This is a genomic window from Clostridioides sp. GD02404, from assembly GCF_045898275.1.
GTDB lineage: Bacteria > Bacillota > Clostridia > Peptostreptococcales > Peptostreptococcaceae > Clostridioides > Clostridioides difficile_A.
In genome coordinates this window covers 48,134-69,948 of sequence record NZ_JBJOCA010000013.1, presented here as the reverse complement: position 1 = coordinate 69,948, position 21,815 = coordinate 48,134, and the positions used below count along the sequence as shown (strand labels likewise).

Below are 21,815 nucleotides of genomic sequence, written 5' to 3'. Positions count from 1 at the left end.
AGTTTAAATAGTCGACACAAAACTAAAAAATTATGCCCATTATTAGTTTCATATTTTTTTATTTAATCTAAATCTTCACCATTTGAAGCAATTACTTTCTTATACCATTCAAAACTTTTCTTTTTACTTCTTTTCAAACTTCCATTACCACTATTATCTCTATCTACATATATAAATCCATAACGCTTTTCCATTTCACCCGTACTAGCACTTACTAAATCAATAGGACCCCACATAGTATATCCTAGTAAATCTACTCCATCTATAGAAACTGCATCATACATAGCTTTTATATGTTCTCTTAAATAATCGATTCTATAATCATCTTCTACGTAACCATTTTCATCAGCTATATCTTTAGCTCCTAATCCATTTTCTACAATAAATAATGGCTTTTCATATCTATCATATACATGATTTAACGTAATTCTTAGACCTAGTGGGTCAATTGGCCATCCCCATTGACTATATGAAAGATATGGATTTTTAGCAGATGTAAATATATTTCCTTCAGCTACATCATCTACACTTTTATCAGTTCTAACACAACGGCTATTATAGTATGAGAATGCAATAAAATCTACAGTGTGTTTATTTAATAATTCAATATCACCAGGTTCCATCTCTGGTGTAATACCTTTTTGTTCCATATACTTTAAGGCATAATTAGGATATTTTCCTCTAGATTGTACATCTATAAAAAAATAGTTTTCTCTATCTAGCTTCGTAGCTTCCCATACATCATTAGGATTACAACTATAAGGATATACACTTCCAGCTGCAAACATACATCCAACTGAGTTATTTTCATCAACTTCATGTGCTATTTTAGTTGCGACTGCACTAGCCACAAGTTCATGATGGGCAGCTTGATATTTTATCTTTTCAACATCTTCTCCTTCTTCAAAACAAATACCAGCACCCATAAATGGAGCATGCAAAATCATATTTATTTCATTAAAAGTCAACCAATACTTCACTAATCCTTTATACCTTCTAAAGATTACATTGCATAGTTTCTCATAAAAACCTATCATCTTTCGATTACGCCATGCACCATACTTTTCAATTAAATGCATAGGACAATCAAAATGTGTAATAGTAACTAATGGTTCTATATTATACTTTTTACATTCATTAAATATATTTTCATAAAATTGAAGACCCTTTTCATTTGGCGTTTCTTCATCACCTTTTGGGAATATTCTACTCCATGCAATACTCATTCTGTATACTTTAAATCCCATTTCACCAAATAACTTTATATCTTCTTTATAATTATGGTACATATCAATACCAGTTTGAGCTGGATAATAATGTTCATCATCAAAATCAAACATTTTTAATTTTCCTGTAATAACTGCTGTTCTATCTTTTCCTGTTGGACATACATCTACATTTGCTAGACCTCTTCCATCTTCATTATATCCACCTTCACATTGATTAGCAGCAGTAGCTCCTCCCCAGAGAAAATCTTTTTTAAAACTCATAGTTAAGCCTCCTAAAATTACACTAAAGCATTAACTTATGCTAATACTTTAGTCTTTTATTAATACCTTAGTATTTTATTAATTCCTTAATCTTTTACTAAAATATAACTGTAATTAGATTATCTTTTAATTCAGTATTTTTACTTTCTGTTTCTACCACATCTAAAAACTGCGATGAATTTGTAATAACAATTGGAGTTACAACACTATATCCTGACTCTTTTATTACATCAATATCAAATTTTAGTATTGTTTGACCTTTTGTAATCCTGTCACCTTGTTTTATATATGCCTCAAAACCTCTTCCTTCTAATTGAATAGTATTTAATCCAATATGAATAAGTACCTCAACACCTGCATCTGAAATGATTCCTATAGCATGCAAGCTTGGGAATAAGGTCGTAACCACTCCATCTACTGGTGCAACTACTTTTCCATCACTAGGTATTATTGCTACACCTTGACCCAGTACACCAGATGCAAATGCTGCATCTTCTATATCACTTAAATTTAATACTTCTCCTTTTATAGGGCTTGCTATTATCTCTTTTTCTAATTTAACAGACTTAACTCCTTTTGTTTCTTCTTCTACTTTATTGTTTACCTTTTTAGATTCTTCTGTTTTCTCATCTTTATATAAAACCATAGTTAATACAAAAGCTACAACCATTGATATAGCTATACCAGAAAGAGCTACTATTAAGTTGCCCATTCCTCCATCTGGTTCAATCATTGCTGGAAGTTCGAATATTCCCATCCCTCCAGTTATAAACTTTCTAAGATTAAAGAATCCATAGAAAGCTCCTCCAATACCACTAGCAATACAACTTATTATAAATGGTTTCTTTAAAGGTAGTAGTATCCCATAAATTGCTGGCTCTGTAACTCCAAATATACCAGATATAAAGTTTGGTATTGCCATCTCTCTTAATTTCTTATTTTTAGTCTTAAAAAATATAGCTAATACAACTGCTGAACTTGCAAATGTACAAGCAAAGAACGGCATCATAACATTATCGTATCCTAAAGTCATGACATTATTTATATATACAGGAATAAATCCCCAGTGCATACCAAAAATAACAAGAATTTGCCAAGTAAATCCTACTATAGCACCTGCTAATAATGGACTAAAATCTCTTACTGAAAGTACAACTTGTGAAATAAGTGTAGAACCAAATGTTGCTATAGGACCTATAACTATAAGTGCAACAGGTAATGTAACTAATAATGTGAGCATTGGTACAAAGAAGAACTTAACTAAGTCTGGAATAAACTTATTAAATAATTTTTCACACTTAGATGCAAAATACACTATAAATATAATTGGTACAACTGTTCCAGTGTAATCCATTGATATTATTGGTAATCCAAGGAAATCAATATATACTGGTGATGCAAACATAGTCCCTTTAAATAAAGTATACATCGCATCTGTACCTGCTGATATACTGCTACCTTGTATAGCAGGATAACACATTGCAGCTCCTAGTGCTAATCCCAACATTGGTTTTAAACCAAATTTTTTAGCTGAAGTATATCCTAAAAATAAAGGAAGAAATGTAAATAATGCATCTCCTGTTGCATTTATTACCATATATATACCAGATACATCACTATATAGTCCCATTGCTACAAATAAAGCATTAAAACCTTTTAACATACCACAGGCTGCCATTATTCCTAGTACTGGCTGGAAAATTCCTGATATTATATCTATACATTTATCCAACATACTACCTGACTTCTTTGTTTCCAAATTTTCACTTGAGTCATCTAAGTCAATTATTTCAACTACATCTTTATATACAGCTTCAACATGATTTCCTATAACTACTTGATATTGCCCTCCACTTTTCATTACAGTAACAATACCTTCCATATTTTTCAACACATCGTCATTTGCTATACTTTCATCTTTTAATGTAAAACGTAATCTCGTAATACAGTGTACTAATCCACTAATATTTTCTTTTCCTCCAACATTTTTTACTATGTCTTGTGCTAATTGTTTGTATTTTCCCATTTTCTCCTCCATATTTCGTTTAAATTAATTTTTTGAAATTTGAAGGTTTGGCCAACTCAATGTTACCATCCAACCATAGGTATATCTTTTTAGTATCACTCCTTTCAATAGCTATTCCTATATAAACTACTACAAGATTATTCAACTTATATTTTTGAATCTTTAACTACTTTAGCTAAATGTATAGTTAAATATATAAGTTCATCATCTGTTAATATGTAATTATATTGTTTTTTAATAAAATTCTTAATCTTGATTACACATTCAAACTCTTTATTGTACTTAGACTTAATAATACTTAATAACTCTTTATCTGTCTCACCTTCATGTGCACTATTTAAAAGTAATCTCTGCGCAAAGAATTTAAGATGCATTATAAATCTATAATAAAATACTGATTCTTCATGAAATTCTATCCTAAAATGGTATCTAACTATACTAAGTACTTCTTGTATTAACTTTGTAATATCAGATGCTAAAGTATGACCTTCACTTAGCTGGGCATTTACTATATGAAAAGCTATAAAGCCAGCTTCATCTTCAGGTAATTTTACACCTGTTTTGCTTTCGATAATGTCTAGTGCTTTCATTCCAATTTCAAACTCTTCTTTGTAAAACCTTTTAATCTCCCAAAGTATTGCATTTTTTACGTTTATTCCTTCTTTCATTCTTTGAATTGCAGAATATGTATGGTCACTTAGTGATATATAAATACTTTCATTTAACTTCTTGTTTAACTTTGTCTGTGCATACTCTATAATTTCACTTGATAATTTCATGTGTTCTATAGGAATGTTATTAAGTAATTCTTGTAGCTTATTTGATATTTCCTTGTTCGATATTCTAAATACTTTGTTTACTTTAGTTTTATCTATTAGACTACCTTTTGATTTTTGATAACCAATGCCTTTACCCATGACGATAATTTCTTCATCATTTTCATCTAATGTGATTACAACATTATTGTTTAATATCTTATTAATTATCATGATTATCCTCCTTTTAAGCATAAAAAAAGCTTATCCATAATAATGGGCATACTCCTTCCTAGGATACTGCTATTATTAATGAATAAGCTTAGCTTGTACTTAAACAATTACTACCTAATTCCAATTATTATGATAAAACATTAGACATATTTTGTCAACGTTTTCTTTATATATTTCATCTTCTATGACTATTATTTAATGGTAATCAAATTCTTTACCAATAAGTATAAGAAAGATTAATGTGCTATAATTTCTTTAACTAGTAAATTTTATGTTTATTATAATACAATATATCCATAAAATACTTTATCAGAACAAAAGTATTAAGAATTAAAATAAAAAATAGTTAGGGAGATATAATTATGATTTTATATTTTAGTGGTACTGGCAATAGCCGATATATAGCTCGTAAAATTGCACAAGAATTAAGCGATGAGTTAATATCATTAAATCAACTTATAAAAGAAGAAAAAACAGATGACTTAATATCAACAAACAAGCCATTCATATTCGTATGCCCTACTTATGCATGGAGATTACCAATAGTTGTTACAGATTTTATAAAAAAAACAAAGTTTTTGGGAAACAAAAAAGTTTACTTTATAATGACTTGTGGTGGTGATACAGCAAAATCCATAAACTATATTAAAAAATTGTGTGAATATAAAGATTGGCAACTAAAAGGTATGGCAGAAATTAAAATGCCAGAAAACTATATAGCTTTATTTCCTACACCAGATAAAGAAACATCAAAACAAATTATTAAAGAAGCAGATAAACAAATATATAAAATTATTTCTGATATAAATAATGAAAATGAATTTGAAATCATTACCCCTAGTGGTTTAGGAGGTACAATTAAAAGTGGGATAACAAATATAGTTTTTTATAAAATGATTATTAATGCTAAAGGATTTCGCTATACTGATAAATGTATTGGTTGTGGAAAATGTGTAGAACTATGTCCTTTAAATAATATTAACTTAAAAAATCAAAAACCAAATTGGGGAAATAACTGTACTCATTGTATGGCATGTATTTGCGGTTGCCCTACTGAAGCTATTGAGTATAAAAATAATACTCAGAATAAAGAAAGATACTATTTAGAATAATATATTTTTGCTATTTAAACCATTATAAAAGGGGCAGTCTCAAAATTGAGATAAGCCCCTTTTTCATTGTTAAAATCATAGAAATATATTTGATTTCATACAAAAAAGAGAACCTCATGAACTAAAAAGTTGATTTTGAGATACTCCCTTTTTGTTAAATTATTTTACTCACCTTTTCTTATATCATTTTCACCAATATGTTGTATCCCAATAAATATAAGATTTATTAGTTCTGTTAGTGATTTCCATTGTGATTTTTTTGAATCAAGATAATAATAGTTTTTTGTTCCTTCTCTACGTACATTGACAATTTCTGCTTCTTTCAATATTTTAAGATGATGAGATACAGCAGGACGAGAAAGATGTGTTTTTTCTGTAATCTCGCCCACTCGTATTCCATTAAAATCACTCTCTAAAAGCGTAATTAAAATTAACTGTCTAGTTTCATCACCCATAGCAGAGATAGCTTTGCGACATTCTTTAAATCTAGATGTTATTTCTTGCATTCTTTGCTGACATTCTTTTTCCATAAAATCCTCCATCTCTTATAAGTATCTAACATTTGCTGGTTCTTTTTGTGCAGTACGTCTATATTTAACATCTGGATATCCAATCACTAGTGTTGTAAGTACATGAGCCCTATGTTTCAGACCTAAAAGTTTTTTTAATTTTGGTGAATTATTTGCTACATCTGAAAAATATCCACTAAATAAAACTCCTAACCCATAAGATTCTGCCATTAGTGCCATATTTGATGCTGCAAGTGAACCACTAATCTTATCTTTTGTAACTATCATTATTGCAATAGGAGCATTCTTGAAAAAAAAGTTATCATCAATCGAGACTTCCTTTGAATGTTTAACAGTAATATTTGCAATAGGTTTTATTTTTCTAAAAAACTTTACTGCTTCCTTCTCATATATTGATTTTTTATTATCCAAAACAATATATGAAACATCTTGTGAGTTTTTAGCACTAGGTGTATATCTACCTGCTTCTATAATTTGCTTTACAATCTCTGAAGAAACATCTTTATCTTTAAACTTACGAATACTTCTTCTTGATTTTATTGCCATTAGCAATTCATCTGGGTCCAGATTTGGCTTCTTTGTAAGTTCTATTGGTGGTTCATCAAATCCTGTTAGTGTAATAGCTTCTTTTGGACAGATTGCTGAACAATGTCCACACATTAGACAATCTTGATTTTTTATTACTGATTTTTTATTTTTTATATCTATATTATTTACTGGACAATCATTTTTACAAAGTCCACATCCAATACAGAGTTCTTTATTAACTTCAATTATATGCTTATATCTCATATGCTTTTATCTACCTTTCGTTCATTAGTTTAAACTATTATAACACGTAGATATTTTTTATATTCATTGGTAAAGAATTTGATTACCATTAAATTTTTACCATCTATATTACACAATCTTTTTATAGATTTTAAAGTATTATGGTTTTCATATAATAACTTTCTTTTATTTGTATTTATAACAAATAACAAAAAGCACATCCCAAATCAGATGCACATTTTAAATAAATATATCTTTTATAAAGATTATAATCCATGTAGATTTCACTAGATTTTTTTAGATTAATTCAATACCCCAAGGTAAATTCAAATTTCTAGTTTATACAATATCTATGCTTCATAAAACACATCTAATATTTCTTTTTTAGTATGTGCATTTAAAAGCTTTTTACTTATATCTTTACCACCTAAAATATAAGATATTTTAGATATTAATATTATATCTTCATTTCCTTCAGATTGTGGCATAGAAAACATAATTATTACTTTTACAGGCAACCCATCTATACTTGGCCAATCTACACCTTCTCTAGATTTACCTATTACCACAGATGCTTTCTTTACATACTTTGTTTTTCCATGTGGCATCGCCATCTGATAACCTATACTTGTAGAGCCTATTTTCTCTCTATGCTTTAGTGCCTTTATGAACTTACTTTTTGAAGTTATACTTCCTTCATCGTATAATTTATCTACTAATTCTTGTATTATGCCTTCTTTTGTAGTTGATTTTAAGTCTAAGATAATACTTTCTTCGCTTAATATATCTCTAATTTCCATTTATTTTCTCCAGTACATTGTTATTAAATAATATTTTGATATCCTCTTTTCTCTCACAATCTATTATATAATTTATATAGTTCTTTTGCCTATATAGATTTGATACTTCAATCAGAATATGCTTTAAAAAGCTACGATTACTAGTTTCTAAATAAAGATTAATCGTTCTATTAATATTATTGACATTCATTATTCCTCTATTTACTTTGCTTTGATTGCATATATATATATTTAAATCTTTTCCTAATGAGATAGATTCATATTTACTACTTAAATTCATACCTATTAGACTTTTCATCTGACTTATATCAGAATTAAAATATATATTATCTTTTAAATATACTCCTAATAAGTTTGTATCTAAGTCTTTGTTATTTTGAGGTTTATTAAGTAGAGCATTTTTTATATTATTAATGTCACTTTCCATTAATAGTACTGATACAACTATATGTAATTTGTCTTTCAAGTCTAAATTTACAGTAGATATTACAAAATCTACATCATCTAAATTTCGCTTATTCAATTGATGCATAGGGATTATATCAACTATAGTCCACTCAGGAAATTCTCTTTTTAATCTAGCTGCAAGAAGCTGAGATGTTCCATACCCTGTATTACAAACTACTATTACTCTTTTATCACTCATATTTCTTTCTATAGCTGCCTGAAAATATGTAGCTAGATATGAAACTTCATCTATACTAATATTTTTTAAATTATAATACTCTGTCATAATATTTAAAGTCATCATACACAACCCCAATACATCTGAAAATCGCTCTTGTATCTCTTCTAATAATGGGTTTTTTATTTGGATATCATATCTTAATCTGTTTAACATGTGTCTTACATGAGATGTTAGACTTTTTTGTAATAATTCATCATCTCTAAGATTTATATTTAAAAACTGTGACATATTCTCTATCATTATAGATGATACTTTTTCACTATCACTTAATATCTCTGATTCATCATTGCTACTCTTATTACTTTCGCTACTAAATCCAGATGATACTAAATATATATAAATATATTTAATTTCATCTTTAGTTATTTTTACTCTATATCTATTTTCTATTTTTCCTATAAGTGTAGTTACCTTTTCATATACTAACTCATCTAAATTACATATAGAAACTTCCTTTTCCTCCTGAAACTCTATTTGATTACCTTCTTCAACTCTCTTTAAACATATAAGTATATGTGTAATTAAATTTATATAGTAGGGCTGACTTATAACATATCCTAAATTATCTTCCAATTCTGTAATTATAGTTTCTACAAATATAATGGAATCAATATCAAATAAATTTATCAATGCACTAAATGTGGCAGAATCTAATCTTGTTAACTCAGATATATCATGCTGTTCATAATTTTCATCTAATAAGTCGTCCACCATCTTAGCAATCGATTTCCTTATATCCACTTCTTTACCTATAATTTTAGTTCCCTCTAGGGTTTTATTAAGTTTTAAATTATATTCCTTTATCCATTCCTCTATATATTTAAAATCATTTACTATAGAGGTTTTACTTACATAATATTTATCTGATAACTGATTTATTGAAGTTATATTACTTGAATTTAATAATAGATATTTTAAAATTTCCATTCGTCTTTGCTCTACTGATAAAGATTTATTTCCTTTTGGTTGTATATTTAAACTATTAATTAGGTCTATATTGTTCTTTGCTGAAGCTTCTATTAATATTCCACAACCTCTTTTTATATCAATTTTTATATTAAAAGTTTCTAAATATACCTCAATAACCTTCAAATCTTTCTGTAATGTTTTATCTGATACATTTAATTTATCTTTAAAGTATTTTATAGGTCTATATTCATTTTCATTTAATATCAATTTAAGAAATTCAATTTGTCTTGATACAAGCATACTTATGCCCCCTACCTATTTTTTGATATTTCTATTAAGTACTATTTTAGCATATTTCATAGCTATGTAAGAATACTAAGATACTTCTGTATCATAAAAGAATTTATGATACACTTTGCAAAATTCATATAATATAATTTCAAAATAAAAAATAAGGATATTGAGATGTAGCCAACTACTTCTTCAATATCCTTATTTTCAATCTTATTTATAATTTAAGCACTAAGTACTTCAAATTCACTACTTTCACTCTTTATAGTAGGTTTTGTTATTCCTATAATTAATGTTGTTATCACTGTGCCAACTAATATGCAAGCTATATACGCAATTGGCGAACTACATGCAAATGGTATTACAAATATTCCTCCATGTGGTGCCATCAAAGTTATATCTAAACTCATACATATTGCTCCACCTATACAAGAACCAATTATATTTGCTGGAATCATTCTTAATGGGTCTGCAGCTGCAAATGGTATTGCTCCTTCTGTTATAAAAGATGCACCCATTATAGCAGTTGGCAGTGCTGACTTTCTTTCTTCTTTAGTAAACTTATTTTTGAATATTAACATAGCTAATGCTATTGCTAATGGAGGTACCATTCCACCTACCATTAATGCTGCTGATGGTTCAAATACATTACTAGAGAACATAGCCAATCCAAATGCTGAAGCTGTTTTATTAATAGGTCCTCCCATATCTGAAGCCATCATTCCTGCTAATATTGCACCTAATAATATTTTATTAGTTCCAGACATACCTTGTAACCAAGACTGTAAAGCTTCATTTAACCATGATGCTGGCGTATTAACTATGAAGAACATTATAGCCCCACTCGTGAATGCAATCAATAGTGGACATATCAGTACAGCATTTACTCCCTTTAATACATCTGGTAAGTTTTCTGTTATCTTCATTACTCCTAAAGCTATATATCCTGTTGCAAATCCGGCTACCATACCACCTAGAAATCCTGAACCTCCAATAACTGCCATAAAACCAGATATCATAGCAGGAGCAAAACCTTGCCTTCCAGCAATTGATTTAGCTATAAAACCAGCAAGTATTGGTATGAATAACTTAAATGCTGAGTCGCCTCCAAGTTGTCCAAAGAATCCAGCTATAGGATTGTATGTTTCATGAGTTGGGTCTGATGCAAATATACCAAACATAAATGCTATAGCTATACCAATCCCACCTATTACTACAAATGGAATCATTTCAGATACACCATTCATTAAGTGTTTATAAATACCTTTTTTCTCTGCTCCTTGAAGTATTTCTTTTGAATCTTCTAAAGTTTTTCCACCTGGCTTAATTTCTTTAGCCATGCCATTTTCAGCATTTATAATTAAATTTTTTGCTAATGAAACATTCTTAGCATCTGCTACTTTCTTTTGTAATACTTTCTTTCCTATAAATCTACTTGTTTGAATTTCTCTATCACAAGCTATTATCACGTACTCCGCTCTTTTTATATCCTCTTTAGTTAACTTATTTTCTATACCTATAGCTCCATGTGTTTCTATTTTTACTTCATATCCGAGCTCTTGCCCTGCTTCCTCTAACGCTTTTTTTGCCATAAAAGTATGGGCTATCCCTGTTGGACACCCTGTTATTCCAACTATAAGACCTTTACTTTGATTATTACTTAAATCTCCTGATTCTACTGCCTTACAATTAAATATATTTAATATTTCATATGGAGTTTCTGCATTTAGTAGATTCTTAATAAGATTTTCATCCATTAAATATGTAGCTAATTTAGATATAATCTTAAGATGAATGTCTAAACCTGATTCTGGAATTGCTATCATAAAAAATGACCTAAGTTTTTGACCATCATTATCCACAATCTCCTTATCTGTTCTTAAATACATCATTACAGGTTGATTTACTGCACTTGACTTGGCATGGGGGATAGCTATTAAATTTCCCATGTTGGTTGGTGATTCTTTTTCTCGTTTATTAATATCAATTATAAATTTTTCTTTATTATTTATATAATTTCCATGATACAAATGATTTGCCATATAATCAATTACATCTTTCTTAGTTTTAAATTGTTTATCTAATACAATACAATCACTACGTAATATTTGCTCTATCATAGACTCTCATCTCCTCGTAATTTATTATCCAATTACTAATTCTTCTTTTTGTGAAAAGCATTTTAATTTATCTATGTCATTAAATAAATTCATTTTAAACTCTATAACCTCCCTTGCAGCTTCTATACATTGTGGATATATAGCATCTGGTTCATATAGACTTGGGTTTTGTTGTAATACTTCTCTGCACTTCTTATAATATGCTGATTTAACATCACTTGAAATATTTACTTTACAAACTCCTAGTTTAACTGCTTGTGCTATTTCTTCATCTGGATTTGATGAGCCTCCATGAAGGACTAAAGGTATATCTACTACTTCTTTTATTTCTTTCAATAAGTCTAATCTAAGTTCTGGTTTAAACCCTTTTGGATATATACCATGTGCTGTACCAATTGCAATAGCTAGCGTATCTACTCCTGTTTTTTCAACAAAATCCCTAGCTAATTGTGGATTTGTATATATTATTTCATCAGAACCACCTTCTCCTGATGTTCCAGTTGTCCCTATTGTCCCAAGTTCTCCTTCTACAGATACATTTAATCCTTTTGCTATTTCCACTATTTCTCTAGATATAGCTACATTTTCTTCGTATGGTAAATGTGACCCATCAATCATTACTGATGTAAATCCACATCTTATAGCTCTTAATATTTGACTTTTATTTGCTCCATGGTCTAAGTGTATTACCATAGGTACCTTACTCTTATGTGCTTCTTCTATACAACTAGCTACAAAACTATCTTCTAGAAAACTTAACTCATTTGGGTGAATTGCAAGGATTACTGGTGCATTTTTTTCATTAGCACTCTGTACTACCGCTTTAAGTATTTGCCCACTCCCTATATTAAATGCTGGTACTGCAAATTGATTTTCTTGTGCCACTTGTAACATTTCCTTCATATTTATTAACATATTGTACCTCCTGATATTTTTAATTTTGATTTATTTGTTATTGATTTTGTTGTTGTTTATATTTAAATAATATCAGGGTAATAAAAGTCAGAAAATAACAATCGTTTTCCTTATTGAAAAGGAACTTTTATTATATATTCTTAGTTCCTTTTCAATAAGGAGCTTTTAGAAGTCTGTATCACAGTTAATTATATTTCTTAAACTTATTTATTATAAATACTCAATAAGCTCAAAAGCTGACTCTAATAATTGTGATTACTTTGTAAATCTTCATTTAAATTCTATCCTCTAGCTATATCATCAATTTATCAAAAGATACAAACATATCAAATACCCTACTTTCATTTACTTGAAAATTAACATTCAATAATAGTATATCTTACATAGATGTTATATTTTACATACCTATAGCTATAAATTTTAAAACACTAGCACTATAGTTAATGTTATATTGATATCAAAAAATCAAAAAGATATTAGCCAGATAGCCAATATCTTTTTGTACATTTCCATGTTAGAGATGATTTATAGGAATCATACTCACAATTATCTAATTTTTAGATGTCATAAGCTTGACATAACATACCAAAATCATACTTCTTGAGTTCATTTCTAAGAAATAAAGAAACTTGGTTTTCTAATCACTAATTTATAAATTAGTCTCTACTATTTTATGTAAATCTTTTTCTATCTAATTTAAAAATTATTCCTAATGCTATATAACATATCCCAATTACTAATACACCATAAGCCATAGATACTCCTATCTTAAATTCTTGCATATTAGTTACAATGGATATTGAAATAGGTCTATTGTAAACGCCATAAAGCAAGGCTGACATTGTATATTCTCCAATTGTACGAATAAATACTAATATAGCCCCTGAAATTATTCCTGGCATCATATTTGGAATTATTATATTATAAAAGGTTTGTATTCTTCCAGCACCTAAACTCCTTGATGATTCTTCTAGACCTAAATTTATTGACTTCATAGCAACCTCATTGGATGAAAATAGTAATGGCAAGGCATAAATTGTATATGCTATAGGCAAAATATAAAAACCACCTATTAAGGACTCATTAAAAGCAAATATACTTTTTTGATTAAATGTATTAATTAGGTTAACTGCAATGGCACTTGCAGGCATACTCCAAGGTAACATTATAATAAATTTTGCTAGTCGATTATATGTATTATCCTTTTTAATTACTAAATATGATACTGGTACTGTAATTATCAATCCTAATGCCACTGCCATTAAAGACATTTTCAAACTGTTTAAAATAGGCTGTAATACACGTGTTTTTTGGAAAATCATCTGGTAGTTTTCCAGTGTAAAATCTCTAGGAAATATGGTCGTCATAATTGAATGTGTACTTACAAATGATAAGTATACAATAGTAATTATAGGGAGTATAATAATAATAATTTGTATTTCAATAATAATCTTACATACAAATGTAAATAAGTCTTTTTTTCTATTATCAACTTTATAACTTTGAGATTTTAGGGATGATACTACTCCATATTTTTTGCCATAATACTGTAACAAAAGCATAAATGCAATCCCCATTAGTAACAAAGTAATCACTTGAACTGAGGCTATATCCATATGGTTATTAGCCTTAGACCTAACAATCTGAGTACTCAAAACTTTAAAACCACCACCTATAAGATTTGGTGCTGAGAAAGAACTAATCCCTGATGCAAAAGTTATAATAGTAGAAGTTATAACAGCTGGTGTAATAACAGGCCATATTACATCGAAAAATACTCTTAACTTTGATGCTCCCATTCCCTTTGCAGCTTCAACTGTTGAGTAATCCACATATTTTAAGGCAACATATACATTTAAATAAAAATACACATACTGAGTATAGGCAACTACAAATAAAATTCCCTTTAATCCACTAAAATCATAGGGTTTGTTGATAAATGAGAGTAAAATTTCTATAGATTTTGTAACTATCCCACTTTCTCCATAAAGCTGAATACATGCAATTACCATAATTACTCCAGGAATCATCATCGGACTTAGTAAAAGAATATGTATGATTTTTTTGTGTTTATCACAAACAAATGTCATATACAAGGCAAGTGATATACCCATAATTCCACATACAAGTACAGAACCCAATCCCAAAATTATAGTATTGCTTACTACCCTTAAATTATTAGTATTTGAAAAATATTCTTTGAATACTTCAAAAGAATATCCACCTTCACCTTGAAATGCTTGTGCAAAGGTGTTAGCTATTGGAACGATAATATATCCAATCAGAATCCAAAATAATATACTGTATAAAATAATAGAAATAATATTTTTAGATGTGAATTTACTATGGTTTCTTTTTTTAATCATATTATTCACCCTGTAGCACACCTAAATATGCCCTATCCCCTACATTTAATTTATTACTATTATTCAGCCTATTAAGTTCAGTCACTTGATATTTTTTCTCATTATTTGATACTGTATATTCTAAAATTGGCCCTAAGAAACGCTTAGATTCTACTTTTACTTTTACAAACCCACTTTGGTTAGTATTTTGCAACAATACCATTTCTTCAGGTCTTTTATAAATATAAGGCTTTGTCTCTTTTTCAATATTAAAATTAACATAATCCTCTTTTTTAATACAGTTTGAAGTGCCTACAAAGTTTGCCACAAAATCATTCAATGGTCTTTTGTAGACTTCCATTGGCATACCAATTTGAAGAACTTTACCCTTATCCATTACAGCTATTCTATCAGAAATAGCCAAGGCCTCTTGTTGATCATGAGTAATAAATAAAGTAGTAATACCAATTTTTTGCTGTATCTCTCTTATTTCTTCCCTCATTTTGACTCTTAAAGCTACGTCTAGATTAGACATTGGTTCATCTAATAAAAGCATAGTAGGCTCAATAGCTAATGCTCTTGCTACTGCCACTCTTTGTTGCTGTCCACCAGATAATTCATCAATCTTTTTTTTCCTAAAATCTTTCATTCCTGCCAGTTCTAAATAAGTATCACATTTTTCTACTATAATTTTTTTAGATAATTTTTTTATTTTTAATCCATAAGATACATTTTCTTCTACAGTCATATTTGGAAACAATGCATAGTTTTGAAAAACAGTTCCCATATTTCTATTTTCTGGTTCTAGGTTGGTAATATTCTTATCATCAATATAAATACTTCCAGAAGAAGGTTTTATAAATCCACCAATTATTCTTAAAATGGTTGTTTTACCACATCCAGAAGGTCCTAATAAAGTAAAAAATTCGCCTTCTTTGATGGATATATTAATATCATGTAATACTTTTTCTTTTCCATAATAATGATTAATTTCCTTTAATTCTATATTCTTCATATCGACCCCACAAATTATCTAATATTTATAAATTTTAAATATACACATGATGAATCACTTCACATCATTGACTACTTCATTAATTACTCAAAAGCTATTTTATTTAATATCAGAGTATTAGCATCATTAGGTAGCGTGAATTACACAAAAACCATGATATACTATAGTTCCCTTATACGTAAAATAGCGAGGAAAATCCTCACTATTTTTGTATATAATATTAAATTATCTAACTAGACTATTTTATAGTTTTATTATTATCTATTATATCTGTTTCCCACTTTTCAATCCAGTTAGATTGATTTTTTCCAATTACAGACCAATCTACATCCATAGCTTTATATTCTTTCGACATCCACTTTGGTGAATCTTTAAGTGCAGAATCTAATGTTGGTATACGATTAAAATCATTTGCAACCATAGATTGAACCTTAGCACTTCCAACAAAATCTACAAATTTAGCTGCTACATTTGGATGTGGAGCATTCTTTAGAGCTGCTACACAGTCTGTAATTACTACAGAACCACTCTCTGCATCCACAACTTCTAATGGCATATTATTTTTTTCTTTATTATCTATTATATCACTTAACACTGCAACAGATATAGCAGCTTCACCTTTACCTATTGCTGAATACATAACACTTCCACTATTGTAGTAGTTCTTTATATTTTTATTTAAATCTTCAAGATACTTCCAAGCTTCAGCTTCACTCTTAGTAGTTGAATAGTAATTGATTAAGTTACTAACAGTAGAACGCATAGATGATGATAATGAATCTCTAGTAACTATTAAATCTTTATATTCTTCTTTTGTTAAATCGCTCCAATCTTTTGGTGCTTTATCAGCTGATAATAATTTTGTGTTATAAAACATCATTACTGGTGTTTTTATAGTTCCATACCAATATCCTTCTGAATCTTTATAAGACTTGTCCAATTCATTATTCCAACTTGGTTCAGTCTTTTCATATAATCCTTCTTCTTTTAATTGCATATATGTAGACGTATCTCCACCAAACATTATGTCTGCTTGTGGATTATCTTTTTCACTTCTAACACGATCTGCTAGTTCACCCTTTAAGTTTATAAATTCAACATTAACTCCTGTTTCCTTTGTAAATTCTTCAGAAATCGCTCCTAGCATATCCTCACCATGAGTAGTATATACTACTAATGTATCCTCTAATTTATCACTTTTTGCTGTATTATCATTGCTACAAGCTACAAGTGATAATGACATCACTACAGTTGATAAAATAGCTGCTATTTTTCTCTTCATATTGACTCCTCCCCCCATATTCTCCATGTTCATTTTAAATGTTATTATTCTTATAGTCAACGATTCGACAATAATCTATATAATTGTATTTTTCTATAATTACTTATTTTGTTATTGTTTTTTTCTATATCCATGTTTATTTTTATACATATAATTTTTGTATTCACATTAATCCTTTTTTAATATTAGTATTTTATTTCTTCAAGACATATTTTAAGTATTAGTATTATCATTATATACATAAAAAATGACCTATAAATAGGTCATCTGAACTAATGATTTTATGGTATATGAGATATTTTCTTAAATCACTTATTATTTTTATCATTTACAATACTCTTTTTATCTTAAAATAATTATAATCTAACTTTAATCACAAATTATGTTACATGCAAATATTTTTAGCAAACTTAACAATTAAATAGCTATATTTCATTAACCATCTTATAAATAGTTATATAACCTATCCACTATTCTTCCTCAATAAATTCAAATAAATTTTCCACTGTAGTATTGAATACTTTAGCAATATCCATAGCTAACTTTAAAGAAGGATTATATTTTCCATTTTCTAAGTGTACAATAGTCTCACGTCTTACTCCAACCGATTTAGCAAGTTCATTTTGTGTCATAAGGAGTTTTTCCCTATATTCTTTAATTTTTGTCCTCATCAATATTGCCACTTAGTTACATATCCCCCTTTTATCAAAATACACATACAAAATTAATTTAGATAATGATTGTATAAATAATACTGCAATAAGAATTATGCCAGTGTCCATATTTGATATATTTATATTCCTTGTATAAGGAGTTGCAAAGAAAATAGCAATTATAACTATAGAATACATCATTATTTTTATTGCAATCTGATTAACTTTTGATAGTATAAATTTAGATGATTCATCAACTAAATCATTATATTTTTTATTATAAATTAGATAACAACCAAAAACTATTAACCAGCTCAGCCCTGGAAGAGAAGCCGTACTTGGACCTTTAAAAATATACTTAGTCGCTAATACTGCTATAAAAAAATAAGTTATTACAAGTAATTCTAAGATAAGCTTTGATTTTACTCCAGTTTCTGATTTAGACATATAAAAATCCTCCTTAAAAGTTATATATTCTTTAGTTTTTGTTTTCATTAATATAATTACTTAATTACATATACCTCTTTTATCAAAATATATATACAGAATTAATTTAGATAACGATTGTATAAATAAAACTGCTAATAGAATTATACCTATATCCAAATTTGATACATCCAAAGCTCTTGTATGATTAGCTGAAAAGAGAACAGCTATTACAAACATAGAGTACAGCATTATTTTTGATGCAATTTGATCAACCTTTAATAACATAAGTTTTGATGCCTCATCGACTAAATCATTATATTTTTTATTATACATTGAGTCAAATACCCAAAAAACTAATAAGATTATAAAAGTAATCCAAATACCTTCGCCTTTAAAAATAAACTTTTCTAATAATAAGTCTATAAAGAAATAGGATAGCATCAGGAATTCTGAAACAAGATTTGCTTTAACACCAAGCTTCAATCTAGACATATAAAATCACCCCTTAAAAGTTATATATTTATAACACCCCATGTTATAAATATATAACTTTTCCAAATAAATTGCAAGAAAATATTGTAAATACTTAATAATATTTTTACAAGTATAGTCCATAAAAGATTTCATAATAGATATTTAATGCTTACAAATAATATTATAAAATTACTTTTTTATTCACTCCTATATAACCAGCTCTCTAAAAAATTCTTATACCATAAAAATTTATTCTTTAGTAAGCAGTACAGTACTAGATTAGTTTATTATATCTATTCTCTCAATCATATCATTTAATAACTATTATCCTAATTAATAAGCAATAATTGAAATGTATAGTTATACAACCTAAATTCACTTCAATATTCTTCAAAAATACCTTTTCTTGCGGCTGGGGTATGGTTTTGGATTTCATAATCAAAATAAAAAACCACTTATCTATTGCCATAGAGAAAGTGGTTTAGAATTTGAATTTAAAAATAAATCTTAAATTTATTTATTACAATTCATTAATTCGAAAAAATATTTAGAGTCATGTGTCTTATAAAGATTTAGCCAAGAAGTTAATGCTTCTTCTTTAAAAACATCTAAAACTTTTAAAACTTGTATCGTAAATTCTAATGGTGCAATTCCTGAAGCAGTAATTAAATTTTCATCACTAACTGCAGATTCCATTTTATAATATTTTTCTCCAGAATAACTTGGTATCACCATTTTTAGAAATTCTAAATCATTACTTGTATGATTTCTAAAATCTAGTAAACCTGTTTTAGCTAACCCTAAAGTAGCACCACAAATAGCTGCAACTATAGACCCTTGTTCCAAAGCCCCCTTAGATTTTTCTAATATTTTCTCATGACCCATAGACATCCAAGTATTTCCCCCTGGCAAAATTAATAAATCATTACTTTCAATATTAAGCTCATCAATTGTAATCTCAGGTAAAACTTTTAATCCACCCATTGTTATAATAGGATTTTTATCAACTCCTACTGTAATTACTTTTAGTGGCTTTAATCCTTTTTTGAAATATCTTCCTGTATTTAATTCAGCAGTTAAATATCCAACTTCCCAATCTGACATAGTATCGAATACATACATATATACTTTTCTATTTTTCATCTTTTACTCCTTATCTTATCAATTAATATACCTACATTGTAAAATAACTTAACTGACATACTCTGTCAGTTAAGTTATTAAATTTGATAATGATTAATTAATTCGAACAAATCTTTAACCATTTTATCCCTAAGACTTAATGGTTCAATTATTTGTATAGATTTTCTATAAGGTATAAGTATATTTGGTACATATGTAAATATTATCTCTTCTTGAAGTTTAAATATTACTTTATTTGAAGTCCTTTCTTTCAAATAATATCCTAGAAGCCAATGCTGGCATAAGTTGTCCAATGCATTTATCTTTCCTTCTATAACTAATTGTATAGTATTATCTTCATCTTTTGTTTCGTCCATAATCCCCTTTATAAAGAATTCACTTGCTGAAAATTCCTTTGGTCTATTAAAAGTATTTGATGTTTCTATAACACTACTAATTCTATCTAACCTAAAGCTGCGAATCTCATTTCTCATTTGGCAAAATGCTACTATGTACCAATTATTATTCCAACGAACAATTCCATATGGATTTATAATCCTACATTTTGATTTTTCTTCATGAGCTGTACGATAGTTAATTTCTACAGATGATTCATTTGCTATACTATTTTTCAACTTTTTAAGTACAGATTCTATGGATATTTTTCCAGTGGGTTTTATTACTTCAAAACCTATTAAATGTTTTGTTAAAATTTCTTCTTGTTTTTGATTTGAATACATTTTTAACTTTGACGTTGCTTTATCTAGTGTTTCATCTAAGAAACACCCTTCTTCTTTAGCAAATATAGCTGCATGAAGTAGAGCAGTTTGCTCTTCTGTATCAAAAAAAAGAGGTGCTTTGATGAAATTATTCAAAAGTGTATATCCACCATTATGACCTGTATCTGAAATTATAGGTATTCCACTAGCAGATAATGCATCAATGTGTCTGTAAACAGTTCTTATGTTTATTTCTAGTTTTTCAGATATTTGTTTTGCGGTGATTTTTTTATCTGAGTTTAGCATCCATAATATGGACATCATATTATCAATTTTAGCCATATAGTTTTACCTCTTCATGTGTGTTTTATAAGTTAATTATATAGGTTATGATTAGTTTTCACAAAAAAATATTAGCAAAGTGCTAATATTTTTCTTGGATTTTAATGGTGGAGACGAGGGGAGTCTACTATCTACTTTTTATATAATTTAGTTTTTATTTTAGTTTAGTATTTTCAATGAATTCAACATTTAATTTTCCTTATTTATATAAATATCTTATAATTAAGGAATTATAGAATGGGTACAAATTAGATATTATACTTTTAAATGTTTTCTATAGCAATAAATAAGCGCTTTTATCTAACTTCTATTGATTCTATTTCATATTAGTAAATATCATATATGTACTTAGCATCTATCTCTATACTTGCTATTTCAGATTCATTATCTAATGCTCGAGTGTAACCACCATAAGCCCTTCAATTCCCTGCCATTGCTACAGTTTATCTTTAAATTTAGTTTGTTGTTTAAACTTTTAAATTTCTTTATCACTCTTAATGCTTCTACTAAGTTCACTTACACATTCTTGTTTGTATCCATACTTTTCCATGTTGCTTTTTAGATTTCTTGAGTAGTCTTCTATGACTTCCCATTTTTCACTGTTTAAACTATTACCTAAATGGCTAGGGTTATATATTGAATATAAATAATCCCCTTAGCTATCATCAACACCAAAAGATTCGCCTATATACCTGACTTTTCTATAAATTTCAGTTCTATTTATTTACCTAATTATGATTGTTAAGCCTTTATTCTCACTTTAGTATATAATCAAGATTAATAAAAGTTATTT

Annotated in this window: 18 protein-coding genes; 1 reads left to right on the top strand and 17 read right to left on the bottom strand. The window is 28.1% G+C overall.

The window, feature by feature from the left end:
* Positions 1–62 precede the first annotated feature (62 nt).
* From Q3287_RS09790 to licT, 3 genes are all read right to left on the bottom strand, one after another.
* Positions 63–1,490, bottom strand: a complete 1,428-nt coding sequence (locus Q3287_RS09790; protein WP_054277566.1) for a 6-phospho-beta-glucosidase — start codon at positions 1,488–1,490, stop codon at positions 63–65.
* Between the two features lie 97 nt (positions 1,491–1,587).
* Positions 1,588–3,516: a beta-glucoside-specific PTS transporter subunit IIABC gene (locus Q3287_RS09785; RefSeq protein WP_407964006.1), complete on the bottom strand. Its 1,929-nt coding sequence runs from the start codon at positions 3,514–3,516 to the stop codon at positions 1,588–1,590.
* Positions 3,517–3,662: 146 nt separating this feature from the next.
* Positions 3,663–4,505: a BglG family transcription antiterminator LicT gene (licT, locus tag Q3287_RS09780; protein ID WP_054271603.1), complete on the bottom strand. Its 843-nt coding sequence runs from the start codon at positions 4,503–4,505 to the stop codon at positions 3,663–3,665.
* A gap of 362 nt (positions 4,506–4,867) precedes the next feature.
* On the opposite strand from licT, the gene Q3287_RS09775 reads away from it, so the two are divergent.
* Positions 4,868–5,617 carry an EFR1 family ferrodoxin gene (locus tag Q3287_RS09775; RefSeq protein ID WP_407964005.1) on the top strand — a complete coding sequence of 250 codons (750 nt, stop codon included), beginning with the start codon at positions 4,868–4,870 and terminating at the stop codon, positions 5,615–5,617.
* 164 nt (positions 5,618–5,781) lie between these two features.
* Here Q3287_RS09775 and Q3287_RS09770 read toward each other — a convergent pair whose 3' ends face one another.
* The 14 genes from Q3287_RS09770 to Q3287_RS09705 form a co-directional block, all read right to left on the bottom strand.
* Complete coding sequence (locus tag Q3287_RS09770) at positions 5,782–6,147, bottom strand: helix-turn-helix transcriptional regulator (protein WP_054271605.1); 366 nt, start codon at positions 6,145–6,147, stop codon at positions 5,782–5,784.
* Between the two features lie 15 nt (positions 6,148–6,162).
* Complete coding sequence (locus Q3287_RS09765; RefSeq protein WP_054271606.1) at positions 6,163–6,939, bottom strand: nitroreductase family protein; 777 nt, start codon at positions 6,937–6,939, stop codon at positions 6,163–6,165.
* A 329-nt stretch (positions 6,940–7,268) separates the two neighbouring features.
* Complete coding sequence (locus Q3287_RS09760; protein WP_054271608.1) at positions 7,269–7,718, bottom strand: PTS sugar transporter subunit IIA; 450 nt, start codon at positions 7,716–7,718, stop codon at positions 7,269–7,271.
* Positions 7,708–9,615, bottom strand: a complete 1,908-nt coding sequence (locus Q3287_RS09755) for a BglG family transcription antiterminator (RefSeq protein WP_407964004.1) — start codon at positions 9,613–9,615, stop codon at positions 7,708–7,710. The genes Q3287_RS09760 and Q3287_RS09755 overlap by 11 nt, the downstream gene beginning before the upstream one ends.
* Positions 9,616–9,830: 215 nt before the next feature.
* Complete coding sequence (locus Q3287_RS09750) at positions 9,831–11,726, bottom strand: fructose-specific PTS transporter subunit EIIC (protein WP_407964003.1); 1,896 nt, start codon at positions 11,724–11,726, stop codon at positions 9,831–9,833.
* A gap of 24 nt (positions 11,727–11,750) precedes the next feature.
* Positions 11,751–12,641, bottom strand: a complete 891-nt coding sequence (locus tag Q3287_RS09745) for a ketose-bisphosphate aldolase (RefSeq protein WP_054271611.1) — start codon at positions 12,639–12,641, stop codon at positions 11,751–11,753.
* A 671-nt stretch (positions 12,642–13,312) separates the two neighbouring features.
* A complete protein-coding gene (locus tag Q3287_RS09740; RefSeq protein ID WP_407964002.1) occupies positions 13,313–15,007 on the bottom strand; it encodes an ABC transporter permease in 1,695 nt (564 codons plus the stop codon).
* Position 15,008: 1 nt separating this feature from the next.
* Positions 15,009–16,001 carry an ABC transporter ATP-binding protein gene (locus tag Q3287_RS09735; protein ID WP_407964001.1) on the bottom strand — a complete coding sequence of 331 codons (993 nt, stop codon included), beginning with the start codon at positions 15,999–16,001 and terminating at the stop codon, positions 15,009–15,011.
* Between the two features lie 238 nt (positions 16,002–16,239).
* Positions 16,240–17,283, bottom strand: coding sequence for an extracellular solute-binding protein (locus tag Q3287_RS09730; protein WP_407964000.1), 1,044 nt, complete (start codon positions 17,281–17,283; stop codon positions 16,240–16,242).
* Between the two features lie 470 nt (positions 17,284–17,753).
* Positions 17,754–17,954 (bottom strand): helix-turn-helix transcriptional regulator, encoded by a 201-nt coding sequence (locus tag Q3287_RS09725; RefSeq protein WP_407964023.1) that lies wholly within the window; start codon positions 17,952–17,954, stop codon positions 17,754–17,756.
* Between the two features lie 12 nt (positions 17,955–17,966).
* Positions 17,967–18,383, bottom strand: a complete 417-nt coding sequence (locus tag Q3287_RS09720; RefSeq protein WP_407814189.1) for a hypothetical protein — start codon at positions 18,381–18,383, stop codon at positions 17,967–17,969.
* Positions 18,384–18,443: 60 nt separating this feature from the next.
* Entirely contained in the window at positions 18,444–18,857 is a 414-nt protein-coding gene (locus tag Q3287_RS09715; protein ID WP_054277576.1) for a hypothetical protein, read from the bottom strand.
* A gap of 495 nt (positions 18,858–19,352) precedes the next feature.
* Positions 19,353–19,982: a type 1 glutamine amidotransferase family protein gene (locus tag Q3287_RS09710; RefSeq protein WP_407814187.1), complete on the bottom strand. Its 630-nt coding sequence runs from the start codon at positions 19,980–19,982 to the stop codon at positions 19,353–19,355.
* A gap of 77 nt (positions 19,983–20,059) precedes the next feature.
* Complete coding sequence (locus Q3287_RS09705) at positions 20,060–21,022, bottom strand: helix-turn-helix transcriptional regulator (RefSeq protein ID WP_407963999.1); 963 nt, start codon at positions 21,020–21,022, stop codon at positions 20,060–20,062.
* Between the last annotated feature and the right edge of the window lie 793 nt (positions 21,023–21,815).